At 38.1% G+C, this 21,753-nt stretch carries 13 protein-coding genes, 4 tRNA genes and 3 rRNA genes; all 20 read right to left on the bottom strand.

All coding sequences use genetic code 11. The annotated features are described in order from the left end of the window. Positions 1 to 713: 713 nt before the first annotated feature. The gene (locus tag EKH84_RS05625; RefSeq protein WP_127065512.1) at positions 714 to 2,078 is read right to left on the bottom strand and encodes an MATE family efflux transporter; all 1,365 of its coding nucleotides are present in this window, start codon (positions 2,076 to 2,078) and stop codon (positions 714 to 716) included. Positions 2,079 to 2,265: 187 nt separating this feature from the next. Beyond that, positions 2,266 to 5,168: ribosomal RNA gene (locus EKH84_RS05620) — 23S ribosomal RNA — on the bottom strand. Between the two features lie 367 nt (positions 5,169 to 5,535). After that, positions 5,536 to 5,608 (bottom strand) — tRNA-Ala (locus tag EKH84_RS05615). Positions 5,609 to 5,612: 4 nt separating this feature from the next. Further along, positions 5,613 to 5,730 (bottom strand): 5S ribosomal RNA (gene rrf, locus EKH84_RS05610). A gap of 145 nt (positions 5,731 to 5,875) precedes the next feature. Next, a 16S ribosomal RNA gene (locus EKH84_RS05605) occupies positions 5,876 to 7,401 on the bottom strand. The 16S, 23S and 5S rRNA genes sit together here with 1 tRNA gene alongside, the layout of an rRNA operon. A 602-nt stretch (positions 7,402 to 8,003) precedes the next feature. Next, positions 8,004 to 8,717, bottom strand: coding sequence for an ABC transporter ATP-binding protein (locus tag EKH84_RS05600; RefSeq protein ID WP_127065511.1), 714 nt, complete (start codon positions 8,715 to 8,717; stop codon positions 8,004 to 8,006). 2 nt (positions 8,718 to 8,719) lie between these two features. Then, positions 8,720 to 9,478, bottom strand: coding sequence for an ABC transporter ATP-binding protein (locus EKH84_RS05595; RefSeq protein ID WP_334290677.1), 759 nt, complete (start codon positions 9,476 to 9,478; stop codon positions 8,720 to 8,722). 9 nt (positions 9,479 to 9,487) lie between these two features. Continuing rightward, a complete protein-coding gene (locus EKH84_RS05590) occupies positions 9,488 to 10,567 on the bottom strand; it encodes a branched-chain amino acid ABC transporter permease (RefSeq protein WP_127065510.1) in 1,080 nt (359 codons plus the stop codon). Between the two features lie 11 nt (positions 10,568 to 10,578). After that, positions 10,579 to 11,478, bottom strand: coding sequence for a branched-chain amino acid ABC transporter permease (locus tag EKH84_RS05585; protein ID WP_127065509.1), 900 nt, complete (start codon positions 11,476 to 11,478; stop codon positions 10,579 to 10,581). A gap of 158 nt (positions 11,479 to 11,636) precedes the next feature. Continuing rightward, a complete protein-coding gene (locus tag EKH84_RS05580) occupies positions 11,637 to 12,824 on the bottom strand; it encodes an ABC transporter substrate-binding protein (protein ID WP_127065508.1) in 1,188 nt (395 codons plus the stop codon). 232 nt (positions 12,825 to 13,056) lie between these two features. Continuing rightward, positions 13,057 to 13,142 (bottom strand) — tRNA-Ser (locus tag EKH84_RS05575). A 32-nt stretch (positions 13,143 to 13,174) separates the two neighbouring features. Continuing rightward, a tRNA-Gln gene (locus tag EKH84_RS05570) sits at positions 13,175 to 13,246 on the bottom strand. Between the two features lie 23 nt (positions 13,247 to 13,269). Continuing rightward, a tRNA-His gene (locus tag EKH84_RS05565) sits at positions 13,270 to 13,343 on the bottom strand. Positions 13,344 to 13,435: 92 nt separating this feature from the next. Further along, a complete protein-coding gene (locus EKH84_RS05560; protein ID WP_127065507.1) occupies positions 13,436 to 14,392 on the bottom strand; it encodes a hypothetical protein in 957 nt (318 codons plus the stop codon). A 167-nt stretch (positions 14,393 to 14,559) separates the two neighbouring features. Further along, complete coding sequence (locus EKH84_RS05555) at positions 14,560 to 15,231, bottom strand: Fe-only nitrogenase accessory AnfO family protein (protein WP_190283496.1); 672 nt, start codon at positions 15,229 to 15,231, stop codon at positions 14,560 to 14,562. A gap of 149 nt (positions 15,232 to 15,380) precedes the next feature. Further along, the gene (locus EKH84_RS05550; protein WP_127065505.1) at positions 15,381 to 16,193 is read right to left on the bottom strand and encodes a homocitrate synthase; all 813 of its coding nucleotides are present in this window, start codon (positions 16,191 to 16,193) and stop codon (positions 15,381 to 15,383) included. Further along, entirely contained in the window at positions 16,168 to 17,151 is a 984-nt protein-coding gene (locus EKH84_RS05545; protein WP_127065504.1) for a homocitrate synthase/isopropylmalate synthase family protein, read from the bottom strand. Before EKH84_RS05545 ends, EKH84_RS05550 begins: the two co-directional genes overlap by 26 nt. Before the next feature lie 35 nt (positions 17,152 to 17,186). After that, a complete protein-coding gene (locus EKH84_RS05540) occupies positions 17,187 to 17,495 on the bottom strand; it encodes a 2Fe-2S ferredoxin (RefSeq protein WP_127065503.1) in 309 nt (102 codons plus the stop codon). Between the two features lie 148 nt (positions 17,496 to 17,643). Next, positions 17,644 to 20,337 carry a nitrogenase cofactor biosynthesis protein NifB gene (gene nifB, locus EKH84_RS05535; protein WP_127065502.1) on the bottom strand — a complete coding sequence of 898 codons (2,694 nt, stop codon included), beginning with the start codon at positions 20,335 to 20,337 and terminating at the stop codon, positions 17,644 to 17,646. Then, complete coding sequence (nifE, locus tag EKH84_RS05530) at positions 20,334 to 21,686, bottom strand: nitrogenase iron-molybdenum cofactor biosynthesis protein NifE (protein ID WP_330547589.1); 1,353 nt, start codon at positions 21,684 to 21,686, stop codon at positions 20,334 to 20,336. Before nifE ends, nifB begins: the two co-directional genes overlap by 4 nt. Between the last annotated feature and the right edge of the window lie 67 nt (positions 21,687 to 21,753).

Below are 21,753 nucleotides of genomic sequence, written 5' to 3'. Positions count from 1 at the left end.
CTGTCTATTTTTTCTCTAAGCTATCATCTTTGTCCATTCATACATTCTTATATTTAAATTTCTTATTTGTCTGATTTTTCTTATTGTATGCTTAGTTCACTCTTCATTGCTAATATTTATGCTGAGGTATTAGTGAATTCTTCTGCTGTTTCAGTTCAACGGATAATCTTGCAATATATTATCAATGTCTAGAGCTTTTTCTATTTCCTCTGCCATTTCTGCATGAATTTAATATTTGTATATGTATAATTTACCTGATACTTTCACATCTTTTCATAGTCTCTATAAACTGGGGACTTCAATGATATACGTGAAAATAAAACATAGTCCTGGCATATAAATATACATATACATATAATTACAGTATCGCATATCATTGCCTTTAGTTTCTTTACCGTGCTTTTCACAGGCTTATATTTTTATAGTATTTTAATAGTATTTTTATATGTTTAGTACGTTTTAATATCATAAAATAAATATTCATAATTGTAAATACCATTGCGGAAATTATTAAAAACAAAAAATAAGAGGTATCTACTTAATCTCCAAAATAGATATCCCCTACCTTCTTATAATTATTGCGCTCTCAAAAGGAGCTTTTCTCTTTTTAAATACTCATCTGATTTAGCCCTATTCTTCATGCAAATTACTTTCTTTTGTAGTTTCCTTATAAAATCAGACACTTTCTCATTCTATTATATAAGCCAATCTATTTAATTTACCTTTGTCATCTCCATCTTTAATCCTCTTCCTACTGTAAGTAACATTGTCACATAACATGCTATTCCACCGATAAAATTAGAAATTGGCTCAGCCATAAATACCCCCGTTACTCCATATCCCATTCTTGGTAATAGTATGGTAAGAGGTACTACAATAATAACCTTTCTAAAGATTGAAAAGAATACTGCTTGTTTTGATTTGCCTAAAGCCACGAAGGTAGATTGCCCAGCAAATTGAAAACTCATCATAAAAAATCCAAAAAAATATGTAGCAAGTGCTGGTACAGCAACCTTTACCAAATCAGATTCATTGTTAAAAATCTTAATAAAAAAACTACCAAAGAAATGAACCATCATCCATGCTAGTGTTGCATAAACCACACAGACAATAGTTGAAAACTTGATGCCAGTTATCACTCTTTTGTAAGCTTTAGCACCATAATTATAACTCATAACAGGTTGTGCCCCACTAGTTATTCCCTGCACAGGCATCATCACAATTTCTCTTATAGAATTAATAACGGTCATAACCCCTATATAAAGATCTCCACCAAAAACTGATAGCGTTGCATTGCAAACTACCTGAACACTGCTATTTGTAATGGCCATAACAAAACCAGAAGACCCTAACCCTAAAATTCTTTTCACAATCTTACTATCTAACTTCATATCCTTTTTCCTTAGTTTTAATATAGTTTGTTTTCCTGTTAAGAATCTAAGAATCCAAATGCAAGAACAAAATTGTGAAATGACAGTCGCCCATGCAGCTCCTGATACTCCCATTTCAAGCATATAAATAAAAATAGGATCTAAAACTAGATTAATAACCGCACCTAATGCTACTGATAGCATTCCTACTTTTGCGAAACCCTGTGCATTGATATAGCTATTAAGCCCTAAACCCATCATAACAAAGATAGTCCCTAATAAATAGATACTAATATAACTGTCTGCATAAGGAAAAGTTATATCACTCGCTCCAAACAAATAAAGAATTGGCTTCTTTACCAATAGACCAACTATAGTCAGTACTATTCCCAGAATTAAAAGCATTGTAAAACTATTACTCATGATTTTTTCTGCTTTCTCATTATTTCCTTTGCCTCTTTCAATAGAAGACAATGGTGTTCCTCCCATTCCTATTAAATTAGCAAATGCTGTAATAATGGTAATAATCGGGAAAGTAAGCCCTAATCCTGTTAAGGCCACTTTTCCATCTCCAGGAATCCTTCCTATATATATACGATCCACCACATTATATAAAACATTAATAAGCTGAGCTATTGTCATAGGTAATGCCAATTCTATTATGTTTCTTGCTACGCTTCCTTGGCTAAAGTCATTTTCCCTTTTCATTTTCTTCCTCCTACTATTATGATAGCACGGATTTCACTATTATTTAATTATCCTTTATCTTCATTTATTAATAGTTCTTAATAGCATATAAACTTTCTATGTTTTTAGATGCAAAAAAACACCCTTTCGGGTGCTCTCTTCTCATACTCTCAAAAACAAATACTACAACTATTTAACCTTCATTATCTAGGTCAAACCCTCGAACCGTTAGTATTGGTCACCTTAATGTATTACTACACTTACAGCTCCAACCTATCTACCTCATAGTCTCTAAGGGGTCTTACTCCTTTCGGATGGGAAATCTTATCTTGTGGTCTGCTTCACGCTTAGATGCCTTCAGCGTTTATCAGATCCAGACTTGGCTACTCTGCTATGCCATTGGTATGACAACAGATGCACCAGTGGTCCGTCCATCCCGGTCCTCTCGTACTAAGGACAGCTCCACTCAAATTTCCTGCGCCCACGACGGATAGGGACCGAACTGTCTCACGACGTTCTGAACCCAGCTCGCGTACCGCTTTAATGGGCGAACAGCCCAACCCTTGGAACCTGCTTCAGCTCCAGGATGCGATGAGCCGACATCGAGGTGCCAAACCTCCCCGTCGATGTGAACTCTTGGGGGAGATAAGCCTGTTATCCCCGGGGTAGCTTTTATCCGTTGAGCGATGGCAATCCCACTTTCATACCACCGGATCACTAAGTCCTACTTTCGTACCTGCTCCACCCGTCGGTGTCGCAGTCAAGCAACCTTATGCCTTTGCACTCTTCGAATGGTTTCCGACCATTCTGAGGTTACCTTTGAGCGCCTCCGTTACTCTTTAGGAGGCGACCGCCCCAGTCAAACTGTCCACCTGACATTGTCCCAGACCCGGGTAACGGGCCATGGTTAGAAGTTAAGTATTACAAGAGAGGTATCCCACCGGCGACTCCACCTAGACTGGCGTCCAGATTTCTCAGTCTCCCTCCTATCCTGTACATGTAATACCCAACCTCAGTATCAAGCTACAGTAAAGCTCCACGGGGTCTTTCCGTCCTGTCGCGGGTAACCAGCATCTTCACTGGTACTACAATTTCACCGGGTGCGCTGTCGAGACAGTGCCCAAATCATTACGCCTTTCGTGCGGGTCAGAACTTACCTGACAAGGAATTTCGCTACCTTAGGACCGTTATAGTTACGGCCGCCGTTTACTGGGGCTTAAGTTCAAAGCTTCGTCCTTAGACTAACCTCTCCCCTTAACCTTCCAGCACCGGGCAGGCGTCAGCCCTTATACATCACCTTTCGGTTTAGCAAAGACCTGTGTTTTTGTTAAACAGTTGCTTGGGCCTATTCTCTGCGGCCTACCTAAGTAGGCACCCCTTCTCCCTAAGTTACGGGGTCATTTTGCCGAGTTCCTTAACAACGCTTCTCCCGTCGGCCTTAGGATTCTCTCCTCATCCACCTGTGTCGGTTTACGGTACGGGTACCTATCACGCAATAGCAGCTTTTCTCGGCAGTGTGGATTCAGCAACTTCTCTACTTTTATTTCGATCCCCATCACACTTCATCCTCGCCTAACGGATTTGCCTGTTAGGTGCGACTTTGTGCTTGGCCCAGGATACCATTCCTGGGTTTGCTTATCCTCCTGCGTCCCTGCAGTTCTGATAATAGGTAGTACTGGAATATGAACCAGTTGTCCATCGACTACGACTTTCGTCCTCGCCTTAGGTCCCGACTTACCCAGAGCAGATCAGCTTTACTCTGGAAACCTTGGATATTCGGCCTACAAGATTCTCACTTGTATCTCGCTACTCATTCCGGCATTCTCACTTGTAATTACTCCACAGCTCCTTACGGTACTGCTTCTGCGTCGTTACAACGCTCCTCTACCAATCCACTATTGTGAATTCCATAGCTTCGGTGGTGTGTTTTAGCCCCGGACATTTTCGGCGCAAGATCTCTCGACTAGTGAGCTATTACGCACTCTTTGAATGAGTGGCTGCTTCTAAGCCAACATCCTAGTTGTCTTCGAAATCTCACATCCTTTTCCACTTAACACACACTTGGGGACCTTAGCTGATGGTCTGGACTGTTTTCCTTTTGACCACGTGTCTTATCACTCGTAGTCTGACTGCTGACGGTATCTTGATGGCATTCTTAGTTTGATATGCTTCGGTAAGCTTGTGGGCCCCCTAGGCAATTCAGTGCTTTACCTCCATTAGACTCCTATCAACGCTAGCCCTAAAGCTATTTCGAGGAGAACCAGCTATCTCCGGGTTCGATTGGAATTTCTCCGCTACCCACACGTCATCTCCACCTTTTTCAACAGATGTGAGTTCGGACCTCCATTACCTTTTACGGTAACTTCATCCTGCACATGGGTAGGTCACCCGGTTTCGGGTCTACTAACAATGACTATTTTGGCGCCCTATTCAGACTTGGTTTCCCTTCGGCTTCGTACCTCCTGGTACTTAACCTTGCCACAGCTAGTAACTCGCCGGACCGTTCTACAAAAAGTACGCGGTTGCGCATCATATGGCGCTTCCACTGCTTGTAAACATAGAGTTTCAGGTTCTCTTTCACTCCCCTCCCGGGGTTCTTTTCACCTTTCCTTCACAGTACTATGCGCTATCGGTCACCGAGGAGTATTTAGGCTTGGGGGGTGGTCCCCCCGGCTTCCCACAAGGTTTCTCGTGTCTCGTGGTACTCTGGATACTGCTAGGCTTCACTTGGATTTCGCTTACGGGATTATCACCCTCTTTGATGAGACTTTCCAGACTCTTCAGCTATCCGCATTCTTGCCATGACGCAGTCCTCAACCCCAGATTACAAGTAATCTGGTTTGGCCTGTTTCCCTTTCGCTCGCCGCTACTTAGGAAATCGATGTTTCTTTCTCCTCCTGAAGGTACTTAGATGTTTCAGTTCCCTTCGTTCCCTTCCTATAGTTATGTATTGGCTATAGGATGACAGAGGTTTGCTCTGCCAGGTTTCCCCATTCGGATATCTACGGATCAAGGTTTATTTGCAACTCCCCGTAGCTTTTCGCAGCTTATCACGTCCTTCATCGGCTCTCGGTGCCAAGGCATCCACTCTACGCTCTTAGTAGCTTGACCTATTTAGAGACAGTTGATGAAACAAGCGATCTTCTTGTTGAATTTACTGACTCTCACACCCGGAGGGTGTTTGTTTGTACAGCGTTCAACTTTATCGAAGCCTTATTCCACGACTTTCTCTGGTCGTTTCGTGCCTTGTTAATTATCATTTCTGATAAAAACAAAGAATGTTTTAAGTCATTTCTGACTATATCGGTTAAATTGTAGATTTTACACCCTGACAAACATTTTTGCACTAATGTGCGTGTACATTTATCGTTAGGCGCAAGTTATATTGCTATAACTTACAAATCTATAATTGTTGTAGTATTTGTTTTTCAAAGTACAAGTAGTACATTTAGTACAATCATGTCCATTATTTGGACAGTGGAGATTAAGGGATTCGAACCCTTGACCCCCTGCGTGCAAGGCAGGTGCTCTCCCAACTGAGCTAAACCCCCATAAATGTGGCAACCACTTACTCTCCCAGTCAGTCTCCCGACAAGTACCATCAGCCGCTTAGGTCTTAACCTACGTGTTCGGAATGGAAACGGGTGTTTCCCCTAAGCGCATCATCACCACAAATTTATTAGAATTCAATTTTACACTAGATCTTAAGCAACACCTCACCGCCGTTTCACTTCGGTTCGGTGCTTTGATAGTTACATCTAGCGATGAACTCTCAAAACAAAACAGTAACTATTAAACCAGCAATTCTTATTCCTTAGAAAGGAGGTGATCCAGCCGCACCTTCCGATACGGCTACCTTGTTACGACTTCACCCCAGTTATTGGTTTTGCCTTAGACGGCTCCCTCCCCGAAGGGTTGGGTCACCGGCGTTGGGCCCCCCCAACTCCCATGGTGTGACGGGCGGTGTGTACAAGACCCGGGAACGTATTCACCGCGACATTCTGATTCGCGATTACTAGCGATTCCAACTTCATGTAGTCGAGTTGCAGACTACAATCCGAACTGGGACTGCTTTTTTGAGGTTTGCTGACTCTCGCGAGATCGCTTCCCTTTGTAGCAGCCATTGTAGCACGTGTGTAGCCCTAAACATAAGGGGCATGATGATTTGACGTCATCCCCACCTTCCTCCAAGTTATCCCTGGCAGTCTCTCTAGAGTGCCCAACTCAATGCTGGCTACTAAAGATAGGGGTTGCGCTCGTTGCGGGACTTAACCCAACATCTCACGACACGAGCTGACGACAACCATGCACCACCTGTCACTTCTGCTCTAGCAAGCTAGAGAAAGAGGCATTACCCTCTAGTCAAAAGGATGTCAAGTTTAGGTAAGGTTCTTCGCGTTGCTTCGAATTAAACCACATGCTCCACCGCTTGTGCGGGTCCCCGTCAATTCCTTTGAGTTTCAATCTTGCGATCGTACTTCCCAGGTGGAATGCTTAATGTGTTAACTTCGGCACCGAGACCCGTAAGCCCCGACACCTAGCATTCATCGTTTACAGCGTGGACTACCAGGGTATCTAATCCTGTTTGCTCCCCACGCTTTCGTGCCTCAGCGTCAGTTATGGTCCAGAAAGCCGCCTTCGCTACTGGTGTTCCTCCGAATCTCTACGCATTTCACCGCTACACTCGGAATTCCACTTTCCTCTCCCACACTCTAGTTCATCAGTTTCAGAAGCAGCTTAGAGGTTGAGCCCCTAAATTTCACTTCTGACTTAACAAACCGCCTACGCACCCTTTACACCCAGTAAATCCGGATAACGCTCGCTCCCTACGTATTACCGCGGCTGCTGGCACGTAGTTAGCCGGAGCTTCTTAGTCAGGTACCGTCATTTTTTCTTCCCTGCTGATAGAAGTTTACAATCCGAAGACCTTCTTCCTTCACGCGGCGTCGCTGCATCAGGCTTGCGCCCATTGTGCAATATTCCCCACTGCTGCCTCCCGTAGGAGTTTGGGCCGTGTCTCAGTCCCAATGTGGCCGTTCACCCTCTCAGGCCGGCTATGGATCGTCGCCTTGGTGGGCTGTTATCTCACCAACTAGCTAATCCAACGCGGGTCCATCCTATGCCGATAAAATCTTTACTATAACAATCATGCGATTGTCCATAGTTTATGCGGTATTAGCGTTCGTTTCCAAACGTTATCCCCCTGCATAGGGCAGGTTACCCACGCGTTACTCACCCGTCCGCCACTAAGTTCTAGGAGCAAGCTCCTATCACTTCGTTCGACTTGCATGTGTTAAGCACGCCGCCAGCGTTCATCCTGAGCCAGGATCAAACTCTCATATAAAAGTTTGTCCGTGTAGTATTTCTACTACTGACTATTTTACTTAGTACAAGTTGTACTGATTCTCATCTCTTATTAGAGACGTAATGAATCGACTGGTTTATAGTTACTATTTTGTTTTCAAAGTTCATTATTATCAAGGCTTAATGCCTTTTCTTGTCTGCTGCTGTTTGCTGCTGACTCGTATAATACTACAGCATCTTTTTATCAGCGTCAACACCTTTTTTAAACTTTTTTTAGTTAGGAACAACTTTTTTAAGTTATTCACTTATTATCCACAGCATTTATAGATTTATACACAAAATTATCCACCTTTAAGCGTTATTTTTGCAAAAACAGGTCAACTTTTGCCGTTGTTTTTAATAAAAACACATCACTAATATCCTTATTTCTTTCTTAAAACTAATCTTTCTAATAAAATAAACTAAGATTTACTTTTTTTGTTACTGCCTTCTCTTTTCTTTGGTAAAAATACTTTCTAAAATATATCTTTTAATCTATGTTAAAAATACTCTCTTTTCTATAATAGCTAAAAAGGACTGTTACTCTACTGCTAATGAATAAGCTATCTGTATTTACAGTCCTTTTTATAACTCACGAATAGATTATCCTATTTTCCCTAAATATAATTCTTTTACTTGCTCATTATTTAATAAATCCATTCCAGGTCCCTCTAATCCTATGGTACCTGTCTCCATGACATAACCATAATCTGCAATCTTAAGTGCAGCATTAGCATTTTGCTCAATGAGTAGTATCGTCATTCCTGCTTTTTCATTTACTTCTTTTATAATGGCAAATATATCTTTTACCACTAATGGTGCTAATCCTAAACTAGGCTCATCCATCATAAGTACTTTTGGTTTTGACATAAGCGCTCTACCTACTGCTAGCATTTGCTGCTCTCCCCCAGATAAAGTTCCCGCTAGCTGATTTTTTCTTTCTTTTAAACGCGGAAAGATATCATTAACATAGTCTATATCTTTTTTAATTTCACTTTGATCTTTTCTAGTATAAGCCCCTATTTTTAGATTTTCTTCTACTGTTAGGTCTGCAAATACCCTACGCCCTTCTGGCACTAAGGTAATGCCTTTCTTTACAATATCCTGAGTAGTGCAACTCATTATACTTTCACCTTTATAGATAATTCTCCCTGATGCTGGTGTAATTAATTTAGTAATTGCTCTAAGAGTAGTAGATTTCCCTGCTCCATTTGCACCTACTAAGGTAACGATTTTACCTTCTGGAATTTGCATAAAAATGCCTCTAAGTGCTTCTATTCCTCCATATCTTACATATAGATTCTCAATGGTTAACATTCTTATTCCTCCTCTCCAAGATAAGCTTTAATAACAGCCTTATTATTTTGGATTTCAGTAGGTGTTCCATGAGCTATGGTTGTTCCATACTCTAATACATAAATACGTTCTGATATCCCCATAACCAATTGCATATGATGCTCTATTAATAAAATAGTTAAATCAAACTGATTTCTAATTTGTCTAATAAACTCTGTTAAATCTTCACTTTCCTTAGGGTTCATACCAGCTGCTGGCTCATCTAATAAAAGCAATTTAGGTTTTGTTGCCAAAGCTCTGGCTATTTCAAGTCTTCTTTGTAAACCATAAGGCAAACTTGAGGCAATATCGTCTTTATGTTCCAAGAGGCCAGTACATTCTAATATAGAAAGAGAATACTCTAACATTTCCTTCTCTTCTTTTTGAGCATTGGGTAAATGAAGCACTGAACTAAAAAGACCACTTTTTAGTCTGAGATGATTTGCAATCAGTACATTTTCTAATACTGTAAGGTTTTTAAATAGCCTGATATTTTGAAAGGTGCGAGCAATACCTAATTCAGCAATTTTATTTGGTTTCATTTTATTAAGACATTTACCATTAAATAGGATGCTTCCTATAGTAGGTGTATAAACACCTGTTATCATATTAAAAGCTGTAGTCTTTCCTGCTCCATTAGGCCCAATGATGGCCACGATTTCACCTTCATTTATTTCTATATTAAGTTCATTAACTGCTATTAATCCACCAAATTGCATGGTGGCATTTTTGGCTTCTAGCATCGGCATCTGCTACACCTCCTTAGTTTCTTGTGCTACTTTAGTTTGCTTTCTTTTAAATAGTCCCAGCAAACCACTCCAAGAAAATTCCTTGTTTCCAAATATACCTCTGCTCCAAAACAAAATAATACACATAAGCATGACAGAGAAAACAACCATACGCATACCTTCGATGCCTGGATAATGGATAAAACCAAAGTTAATTGGCTCATCTACAAATCTTAATATTTCTTGAGCACAAGTAATAATGAAAGCCCCTACAATTGAACCAGAGATGGAGCCTTGTCCTCCTAGAACAACCATCAACAATAAGGTATAAGCAAATGTAAATTTGAATTGTGTAGGATCAATCGCACCTACTAACGAACCTAATAACCCCCCTGCTATGCCTGCGATAAACCCAGACAATACAAAAGCTAACATTTTATGCTTAAATAAATTAACTCCCATTGCTTCTGCAGCTACTTCGTCTTCTCTAATTGCTTTTAAAGCACGTCCATAAGAAGTCTTCATCATAACTAACATAAATATCGTAATAATAGCTAATACACCAAATGCCATCCACATACTAACGTGATTAGGAATTTTATTAATACCTAGTGGGCCATTGGTGATATTTTGCATATTTTGAAGAATAACACGAATTATCTCTGAAAAGCCAAGGGTAGCAATTGCTAAGTAATCTCCCCTTAATCTTAAAACTGGAAAACCTATGATATAAGCACAGGCTGCTGCAAGTAACCCTCCTAAGACAAGAGCCACAATAAATGGAAGATGTGCACTCTCTAAAAATGCTGGCATAGGTGACATATAAAATACAGATTGTTTATCAGACTGTGTGAGAGTTAATATAGCTGTAGTATATGCACCTATTGCCATAAAACCTGGTTGTCCTAATGAAAACAAGCCAGTGAAACCATTAACCATATTCATGGACAGAGCACAAATAGCATAGATAGCACTTAATTTTATAATGCGAGAAACATATTTTCCGAATACAGGTTCTGCAATAAATAAAAATATGATCAGCACTGCAATAGCAATTAAAGAAAGGATCATATTGTTTTTTTTACTTAAGTTGATCTTTTTCATTATAATCCCCCCTATACCTTTTCAGCTATTTTCTCACCAATAAGCCCATTTGGTCTTACAAGTAAGATAATAATAAGTAAAATGAATGAAAAAGCATCTCTATATCCCGTTAAAGATGGAATAAATGCTACAATTAATACTTCTATTAATCCTAGTAATAGCCCCCCTACTACAGCACCTTTGATATTACCAATACCACCAATTACTGCTGCAATGAAACATTTCATTCCCGGCATAACACCCACATCTGGTTTAATCTGCAAGTATTTCATTCCCCACATGATAGCTCCAACTGCTGCAAGAGCTGAACCTATCCCAAAGGTGGCTGTAATTACTTTATTAACACTAATCCCCATAAGTCTTGCTGTTTCTACATCTTTTGAAACAGCTCTCATAGCCATACCAGTTTTTGTATGATTGATGAGATAGAGAAGTGCCAAAAGTAGCACTAAAGTAATAATAGGCACCATAATGGCAAGACGTTGTATATGTATACCTCCTATAGTTATCATATCCGTAAAAAAAGGAATTTGAGGAAAGTTTTTAGGACGCCCTGTAAAAAGCACTGTTGCTAAGTTTTCCATAAGATAAGAAGCACCTATTGAAGAAATCAATAGCGAAATGCTTGGAGCCCCTTGCTCTCTAAGAGGTTTATAAGCTACTTTTTCTGTTGCAATTCCCAATAAAGCGGTTAAAGCAATAACTAATATAAAAGAAATGTACCAAGGTACACTGAATATGCTAATACTAAAAAAGGCTATGTACATGGCCATCATAAATATATCACCATGAGCAAAGTTGATAAGTCGTAAAATACCGTAAACCATTGTATAACCAATTGCTACTAGAGCAAACAAGCTACCTAACGTTAGCCCATTAACTAGTTGTTGCAAAAAAATCTCTAAGGTCATAGATCTGCCTCCTCATTTTTATTACTACTCCTCTTTCATCACATTCTAGTAAGGTTTTCTTCCATATGATTAGAAACAAGAGGGGTTATCCCCTCCTGTTTTAATACTGTCTCAATAAGTATCTAGTTTTGTAATACTTTAATAGCGTGTTTTATTAATTACTCTGCTGATACAGAATCTACATAAGTAAATTTACCATCTTTAATTTCTTTGATAACAGCACTCTTAGTTGCATCCCCGTTTTCATCAAAATTAATGTACCCTGCTACTCCCGGGAAATCTTTTGTCTCTTTAAGCGCTTTTTGAATAGCTGCTGGATCTGTACTACCCGCTCTTTCAATGGCATCAAGTACTACATTGTATGCATCGTAAGCAAGTGCTGTAACAGCTGCTGGTTCTTCCCCATTATGGCTAGCTTTATAGTTTTCAACAAAAGTTTTAGTTTGTGGTGTGAAATCTGCATTGGAATCAAAGAAAGTAGAGAACAATGCACCTTCTACTTCTGTACCACCAATCGTTATGAACTCAGGTGTTTCCCAAGTATCTCCACCCAAGAATGGTGTTGTTACGCCTAATTGACGAGCTTGTTTGATAAGCATTGAACACTCTGTAAAGTTACCTGGTGCAAAAATAATATCTGGATTGGCTTTGGATATATTAGTGATTTGTGCATTAAAGTCTTGATCTCCTGATTGATAATCTGCTGTGGCAACAATACAGCTCTCATCTCCGCCATTTAAGCGGATGAATTCATCAGTGAAGAACTGTGCAAGGCCTACTGAGTAGTCAGCTCCTACTTCACGAGTAACTGCCGCTGTTCTAGCACCTAATTTATTGTACGCATAGTTGGCCATTACTTTTCCTTGATAAGGATCGATGAAACAAACTCTAAAGTACCAATCATTACCTTGAGTAACTAATGGGTTAGTACAAGATACACCTACAGTTGGTATACCTGCTTCTTTAATAACATCTCCAGCTCCGATAGAAGGTGTTGAAGAATATGAACCAATAATAGCAGCAACTTTATCTTTTTCAATTAATCTTGAAACGGCATTAGCCGCTTCTACTTTTTCAGATTTATTATCTGCAATAACGAGTTCAACTTTTTTACCTAATACTTCGCTTCTTTCAGCATAGGCAATCTCAATCCCTTCTTTTTCAATAGCTCCGCCTGCTGCTAGGCTTCCTGTTATTGGTTCAAACACTCCAATTTTAATAACATCCTCGTTAGAGCTACTTGCTTTGTCAGTTGCTTCACCTGTGCTAGTACAACCTGTTAGAAGCATACCGCATAATAATACGCTTGTTGTAAGAGCAGTTAACCTTTTAACTATTTTTTTCATATTAAATCCCCCTTTACATAATTCTTTTTAAAAAACAAAAAAGGTGCTATGAGCTGTACTGGCTCATAGCACCTTTGCTATTTATCCCTATCATATAGCCGAACAATACATTTGTCAATATTTTCTTCACATACGAATTATATCGACTATTCCAACTGCTTGTTAGTATTTCCTGTCAACGAAAAAGTGGTACAGCATTGAACTGAATCATTGCCATACCACTTTTATATAACGGAGAGACTGGGATTCGAACCCAGGGAGGTGTTACCCTCGCCGGTTTTCAAGACCGGTGCCTTAAACCAACTCGACCATCTCTCCTTATTAAATTAAAGTAGAATTTATCCTACTAACAGGGCTAGGAGGATTCGAACCTCCGAATGCAGGAATCAAAATCCTGTGCCTTACCGCTTGGCGATAACCCTACATTACTATTTTTATAGTAAAGGGTGGGTAATGGGGCTCGAACCCACGACACCTGGAACCACAATCCAGTGCTACTACCAACTGAGCTATACCCACCATCTTGCATTCATGTCGTCCTGACGACTTGTTTAATATATCATGTATTATATACATACGTCAAGCGGTTTTTTACTTTTTTTATAAATTATTTATGAGCAATTTTTACACCCCTGACAATTACCGCATTCATGCCCTATTTCTTCAAAACCTATTTGTGTGGTGCTCCACTTAAAATCATCTTTGTTAAGTCTATAAGTAGTATGCTCATCTACAATCATAACTTGATTTTCGAGAAAGCTAATTGTTATAGGTGAAATAACCCATCTCTCAATATCTAACTGACTTCTTACTAAATGAGGTGCAATCACCTGTTCTTCTCCTTGATCGTTATTCATTCGTATAGCAGTTGATACAGTTGTTATTCCTTTTATTCTTCCATCTTCGTCTAGAATAAGAGAATTAGTGTCGCCGTGTATACCAATAGGCTCATTGCTATAGGCCATAATATCTCCTATTGGTGTCTTTATCTTGGTAGGTACATATGGTTCTAAGGACTTAATATTACCATTCTCATAAAAAGCTATACCTAACCTTATAGCAATATTCTTCTTATGAAGCTGAACTATTAGAACTTCCTTACTCCATAAGCTAAGACTTTTTAAATATCCACTAGGATAAAAGCAATAGCTATTCATTTTATTACTTACTTGCAGCTCACCTATTTTAAAAGTAGCTTTTTCTGCCAATTGGTATTCTTCTTCTTCTGACCAATACCCACTGACTTGACCATAAAGAGGAAATAAGCGGTGAATAGTTCCTTGTTTATAAAATGTAATAAATTCTCCCTTAAGAGTCCCTACTGTAGTATTTACAATTACAGGCTCTTTTAAGTAAATACTTTTAAGTTCTCCTGTATCATAAAAGCTGATAGCTTCCCTCAATTTAGTACGTGTATCCATGTCTCCATATTGTGGCACAAGAAAGCCTATGGAAGTGGTTATGGCATTATATTTTTCTAGTTTGCAGCTTCTAAGATTACCATTTTTATAATAAACAAGATCTGTAGCCCCTTCTAATACACCATAGGATGTTTCTATTCTTTTCATATCATTTCCTCCTTAACTTTATCATCTATTCTAATTAGGTGCCTTTATACAATAAGTGAACACTCTTCACGAAATAAAATCTTTATATAACTTTAAACAATAGATCTATATCTCAAGTCATAAGTTAACTATTAAAAAGATGAGTAATATATTTATTGACTATAAACTTAGCAAGAACATACTTTATGAGTGATACTAAGTGTATAGATTCCTTGCCCCCTACTGATACTCATTATTAAACTATTCTGCTCTAAATAATTTTCTAACCAAGGCATAACATGACTGCAATTAACTTTTAGACTACGAAATATAGTATTGCTGAAAAAAGGAAGAAGTATTTTCTTAGAACTCATTTCCGGATAAGCCTTTTGTACGGCTATCATATCAATAAAGTAGTTATCCGCCCCATCTAATGGTATGGGAGACCTACTTATATGCTCTGTTGACATCAAATGATTACTCCCTTCACCTTCTAATTCCATTGTTTGTTTTTTGCTTGTTTCCTCTGGTATTTTGTAATAATCTTCGTAGATTTGTTCTAAAAGTAGCATTGAAAATGTAGGTGCCTCACATAATTCATATCCTGCTCTGATTAATAAATAATAAGGCACACCAAGAATAAGTGTGCCTACTATGACTTTGCAGCACTTTAATTTTTCTATAAGCGCTAAGGTAAAGTTCTTTATGTCATTTTCTCTTTTGTATGCTAAATCTTTTGTTTCTGTCATTTGTGTTACTTGCCATTCACCTGCTTTTTCATAAATATAGATTAATGTAGCATCTACAAAACTAGCTAGTTGTTTTTCCTCATTTAATAATACCGCTATCTTATTACTCATTATTGTCCTCCTTAAACCCATCTTTTTTAAGTATAGTATCGCTCCTCTTTGATTCTTATCTTTCATAGATTACTTTACACTATACACATTCTTCTCAGGACTTCTATTTCTCCATAGCGTGATACAGAGACTTTATTGGTATGAAAGCTTCATGCTAATTGACCTTTGCCTAGGATTTGCTCTAATCTTTGTTCTACTTTTTTAATATGACTCTTATTAATTCCGAAGTCAAAATACCTTTCAGTTGCATGAACTAAATCATAAAGGTTGCAGTTACCTGTACGTTCCCCAAGTCCACCTAAGGTACAATCTACATGACTAGCTCCTGCTTTAAGCCCTTCAATAGAGTTTGCAACCGCCATACCTAAATCATTGTGAACATGAATTTCTACCTCTATGTCTACTTGATTCATTAATTCCTGAACCATAGATCTTGTACGGCTTGGTGTCAAAACACCCACGGTATCTGCTATACGAATAAGCTTTATCCCTAATTTACTTACTAATTTTGCAGTACTAATAATATAACCCATATCCGCTCTTGAGGCGTCTTCGAAACCTATAGTCACTTCTATTCCTTGATTATGGGCTATTTCAATGCAATCTACTAAATTTTTTTGTATCCACACTTTATTTTTCTTTAACTTGGTATAAATCTGTATATAAGATATAGGCGTTCCAATATGAATAATATCCGGGCTGCAACAAGTAGCATGTTTGATATCCTCTGTATTAGCTCTAGTCCAAACAGAAATTTGTGCTTGTTTTTTTCTTTTCATCACGGCTTTGAGATAGCTTATTTCTCCTGCTCCCAAACTAGGAATGCCCGCTTCGATTTCATGAACACCTATAGCATCTAATAGTAATGCTATTTCTAATTTTTCTTCTGGTCTTAAGGCTATGCCTGCTTGTTGTTCGCCATCTCTTAGGGTCGTATCAACTATCTTTCTCTTTTCTCTCATAAGCCATCACCTCTCTTACTATGACTATAAATTCTTCATCACTTATGCTCCTTCTTTTTTTCATGCTTACTTGCTTTACTGCGAGAAGTAACCGCCTCATATGCGCCTCATCTAGCATGGGGATTTGACACTCTTTAAGCTTCGCTGCTACAGCTGAGCTTCCTGAATGCTTTCCTATAACAATGGTTCTCTTTTGACCTACCTCTGTTGGAGAATATGCCTCATAAATCGCTTCCTTTTTCATAATGCCATCTACATGAATGCCTGATTCCACACAAAAAATAGCTTCTCCAATAATAGGTTTATTCTTTTGTATATGTTCTCCTGTCATTTGTTCAAAAAGAGTTTTAAGCTGAACTAAAGCACTTATATCTTGATTAATCTTATATCTACTGGTTATTCTTAATGCCATTAATACTTCTTCTGTGGCAGCTAATCCCCCTATACCTGTAAAACTAGTTGTTACTTCTTTTCCCCCTTTTAAAGCCCACTCTACAGCAATTGCAGTGGCACAATGATACAGATTTTCAGGGCAAAGATTAACTTTGCTATTTTTTAATGTAGTCATAATCTCTTGCATTACATAGGTATAATTGTGACAAAGCAAATCGTCTAAGCCTATAATTCTTATATAACTACAGTGTTCATAGGCTTTGAGCTGCACAACCTCTCTAATATCATTCATTTGAATTTGGCCAATAGTCCCCTCTATTTGAGACCTAGGGATAATCAGCTTATAAACATCAGGATAAACTTTTACACTCTCTGGTGTATTTAATAAAGTCAAATAAAACCTAAAGCCTTCTGGTAAACTCTCTAGTAGCTTATAAATCTTTACTGAAATCTCTAAATCTACAATGCCAATGTCTCTCATGAGGTAGCAAAATGTAAGTACTTGCTCCTTACTTGGAAGGCAATGATCGAGTCTAGCTAAGGTTGAATCGATTATTCTAATCATTCCTCTCCCTCACCTTCTCTATTTTTATAGTTTTATTAGATAAGTAGGTCACTAACAGGTCTGCCATTTTCAAAATGTTCTTCTACAATGCGCTCTACATCATCTTCCGATACATTACCATACCATGCTCCTTCTGGATAAACCACTACGATAGGCCCTTTATCGCAGATGCCGAAGCATCCTGTATTGTTAATAACTACATCTCCTGATAAGCTCCTATCTTCAATCTCCTCCATAAATCTTTCTACAATCCCAACTGAGTTCTTAGAATGACAAAAACCTTTTTGCTGACCATTAATCCTGCAACTCGTACATATAAAAACATGATATTTAGGTTGAACCATTTAAAACATCCCCTTTTTAATTTGACTTTTATTAACTTAGTATTTATGAAAATAGAGAGCAAAGCTTTGAAAAGAAAACCCCTCCTCTAATCTCTTGTCTATTGCCTATTAACATCTCTTTTTATTACATACTTAAACAAATAATATTTTACATAGCTTCAACTGCTTTTTTAATAGCATCTGGTATACGATCATAGGTGCTAAACACTTGAATGCCCTTTTCTTTTAGCTTACTTTTTGGCGATTCTCCTATTCTTAAAGTAATAACGCCTTGGCAATCTTCAATAGAATCTATAATTCTTGTAATCTTATCTTCTTTTTCATCACAAGCATCTTTACCCATACAGTACTTATTAATTTTTCTCTTCTCTATGTATGTTGCTTCTTCTCCTTGGTAATCGTAAATGTAAAATTCTTCAACATGCCCAAAATGTTGGTCTACAATCATGCCACTCTTAGAAGCTACTGCAAAACGATATGGCTTTTGGATTTGCTGTTTAATAGGACTGCACTTACCTCGGCAGCTACCTAACTCAATGCTTAAGTCCTCACCTAAAATACCAATAGCATCTGCTCTACATTGCTTGCAGTGATACATTTGTTTCATAGTTTCACCACAATTTTTTCTAATCTTATTAATCTCTACTTGACTAGCCATAGGTAAATCTTCAAAAGCACTTCCCTTAACTGGAATAAGCTGCATAATATTAGTCATGTAGCAATCTAGCTCCTTCATCTTAGCTACTACCTCTGGAATATGCTCATCATTGATACCTTTCAAGGTAACAATATTTATTTTACAAACAATACCCTTGCTGGTTAATAGTTTAATACCATTGAGCTGATTGGTTAAAAGAATTGCTGCTGCTGTTTCCCCAATAAAATGCATACCCATATAATCTACATACTTATAAACCTTCGCTCCTATTTTAGGATCCACAGCATTTACAGTGACTGTGACATGACTGACTCCTAAATCCACTAATTCCTGTGCATAAAGTGGAAGCATTAAGCCATTGGTAGATAAACAAAAGGTAATATCGGGATCATAGTCTCTAATGATCTGCAAGGTTTTCTTGGTTTCATCAAAGTTCGCTAGAGCATCTCCAGGTCCTGCAATACCTACCACACTGAGATTTGGCAATTTTTCTTTAACAATCTTAAAACGCTCAAATGCTTCTTCCGGCGTTAGAATAGTAGTTGTTACACCTGGCCTGCTTTCATTAGGGCAATCAAATTTTCTGACACAGTAATTGCACTGAATATTACACCTAGGTGCTATAGGTAAATGAATTCTTGCATGCTCATGAGCGCCACAATTATAGCAAGGATGTGTCTTGGTTTTCTCTAACATTGTTTCTTTACTTAACATGTTCTTCACCTCCAGCATGTCATTACTTTGTGTGAATTCTTTTTCTTTGGCTTTATCTTTTATTATTTCTTCTACTTTGCCAGCACTTTCTTCTTTATAATAAGCATTAAACAAATTTTCTCTAAAACTGGTTTCTGTTACAGCTAAAAGTGCATTAGAAAGTTCATCTAAAAAGGTCAGTGAACCTTCATAGCCTAGAGTACGCAGTCTCTGTCCTCCTACCCTGTCATGAATAGGAAAGCCTCTTCTTACTAGTGGGATATGGTATTTCTCCTCTATACGCCTGCCATCTGAATTACCTATTAATAAGTTGGCCTTATACTGAATGGCTAAAGCTTCAATAGTTTTGAAATCAATATCATCTACAACTTGAAAGTCTTCTATAAAATAGCGTGCTGCTACATCTCTTAATTCTTTTTCTAATAAACTTTTTAATTCTGGACAAACACTACCTGTAGCTACTACTATTGGCATAATGCCGTTCTCTGCAGATAATCTAACTGTTCCAAGAATGAAATCTGGATCGCCATAAATAACAGCTCTGCCGCCACTATTATATTTATGACTATCAATCATAGCATCTAAATATCTGCTTCTCATCTCTACAAGCTCTTTGGGAATAGGGTTACATGAAACTTCTGATAATACCTTATAGAAAGTATCTGTATCTCTAAGCCCCATGGGCAGATTTAATACTTTACAAGGTACACCATAATGCTCTTCTAAATATTTCCCGGGCGATAAAGCTAGGGGAACACTGCAAAACTCTATGGTCATTCTAGAACCAGCCATTTTTTTGATTTCTTCTATAGAAGTTCCACCAGAAGGAAGTCTATTATAAGCTTTTGAAAAACCCGCATCTAAGTTAGAGGATAGATCAGATAATAAAATAGCTTCTATATTAAATAAAGCAAATATCTTCTTTAAATACCTAGTATCAGCCGGACTAATCATTCCTGTAACCACATTGACTTTTTCATGTTTTTTCATAGACATTTTCACTTGAGCTACTATTTGAGTAAGGGTATTAAAATAACCATTAAACTCTGTACCGCTGTAGCCTGAGGAATGCACCGGTAAAATAGTGATATTCTGATACTCTGGATAACACTCATAGAATTTTTCCACAATACGCTTAATATCTTCTCCTATGGTTTCTGCAAGGCAGGTAGTCGCTACGCCTATTACCTCTGGCTCATATAAATCAATGACATTCTTTAAGCCTTTGAGAAGATTTTCTTCTCCTCCATAGACTGTACCATGCTCAGTTAAAGAGGAGGAAGCCACATCTACTGGTTCATTATAATGAGTCGCCATATGCCTTCTAATATAAGTACTACAGCCTTGGGAACCATGCAAAATCGTAATACACTTTTGAAGCCCATAAAAAGCTGTTACAGCACCCATAGGCATACACATTTTACACGGGTTTGTATTCAAATGAACCAATGGTTCTACTTTTGTCTTCATCCCCATCCCTCCTCTAGCTTTAAATAATCCCATATTGGGTGATTGATACTTGAATTAATTTCTTTTGTAAAATTAACAACGCCTTCAAAGCCTGCTAAGGGATGCTTTCTTTCATGGTTATGATCACAAAAGGCAATGCCTAGTTTATACGCAAGTGGCCTTTCTTTCACACCCCCTACTAAAATATCTGCTCCTTTTTCCTTTAAAAAGGTTTCTAGTTCTGCTGGATTGGCATCATCTAAAATAACAGTATCTGAATCTACTAAGCTGGCTATAATCTCATAATCTTCCTTTTTACCTGTTTGCGTACCAACCACTACCGTTTTAATCCCTAAGGTTTCAAACTGTCTAATAAGAGAAATGGCTTTAAAGCCTCCTCCTACATAAATGGCTGCTTTTTTCCCATTTAAATTATTTTTATATTTATTCATGAAGGCTTTTAGCTCCGCTGTTTTTCGCTTTGTTAACTCTATAGCCTTTTCTCTAGCTTCCATATCTCCTAGAGCCTCTGCTATTCTAATAAGAGAACTGGTAGTATCCTCTATTCCAAAGAAACTAACCTTTATAAAAGGTATTCCCATCTCTTCTTCCATTCTTTTAGCCAAATAGGTACTAGATCCTGCACATTGCACTACATTTAAAGCAGCACCAGGTGCTTTAATTAAGCTTTCATAATCTGAATCTCCTGTTAAGCCTGCTACAACTTCTATACCGATTTGTTTTAGATAATCTTTAATAATCCACATTTCCCCTGCTAGATTAAAATCACCTAATATATTAATTCCTTTTACCTTTTCTCTATCCTTATAAGGTTTTATAACCTCCATAATCGCATTACAGGCCATACGATATCCTGTCGATTTATTCCCCGAAAAGCCTGGGGATTTAACTGGAATAACTGGAATCCCATATTTACTAGACATGGTTCTGCAAACTGCATCTACATCATCACCTATAACACCTACGATGCAAGTAGCATAGATAAATATCACTTTAGGATGATACTTAAGAGCCACTTCTTCAATAGCTGCAATTAACTTCTTCTCTCCTCCAAAAATAACATCTGTTTCTCTTAAATCTGTAGAAAAACTATTGCGATATAAATCATCTCCACTACTTAAGCTTCCTCTAATATCCCATGTATAGCTAGCACACCCAATAGGTCCGTGTACAATATGAAAAGCATCCGTTATTGGATTAAGTACAACCCGCGCACCACAATAGACACATGCCCTTTGGCTAACGGATCCAGAAACACTGTCCGTGTCACACTTAATGCCCTGCCCACTGCAAGTAGATTCCATTAACCGTATAGAGTCTTTTCTATCTTCTAAAATGCTTTTTTCCAAAGTTGTTTTCTCCATTAAGCCCATTTTTAACACTTCCCTTCGTTTCCTTCTCCTGTTAATTCAAGTA

The organism is Cellulosilyticum sp. WCF-2 (assembly GCF_003990395.1).
Lineage (GTDB): Bacteria > Bacillota > Clostridia > Lachnospirales > Cellulosilyticaceae > Cellulosilyticum > Cellulosilyticum lentocellum.
The sequence above is the reverse complement of the archived record's forward strand: the minus strand, read 5'-3'. Positions and strand labels throughout refer to the sequence as shown.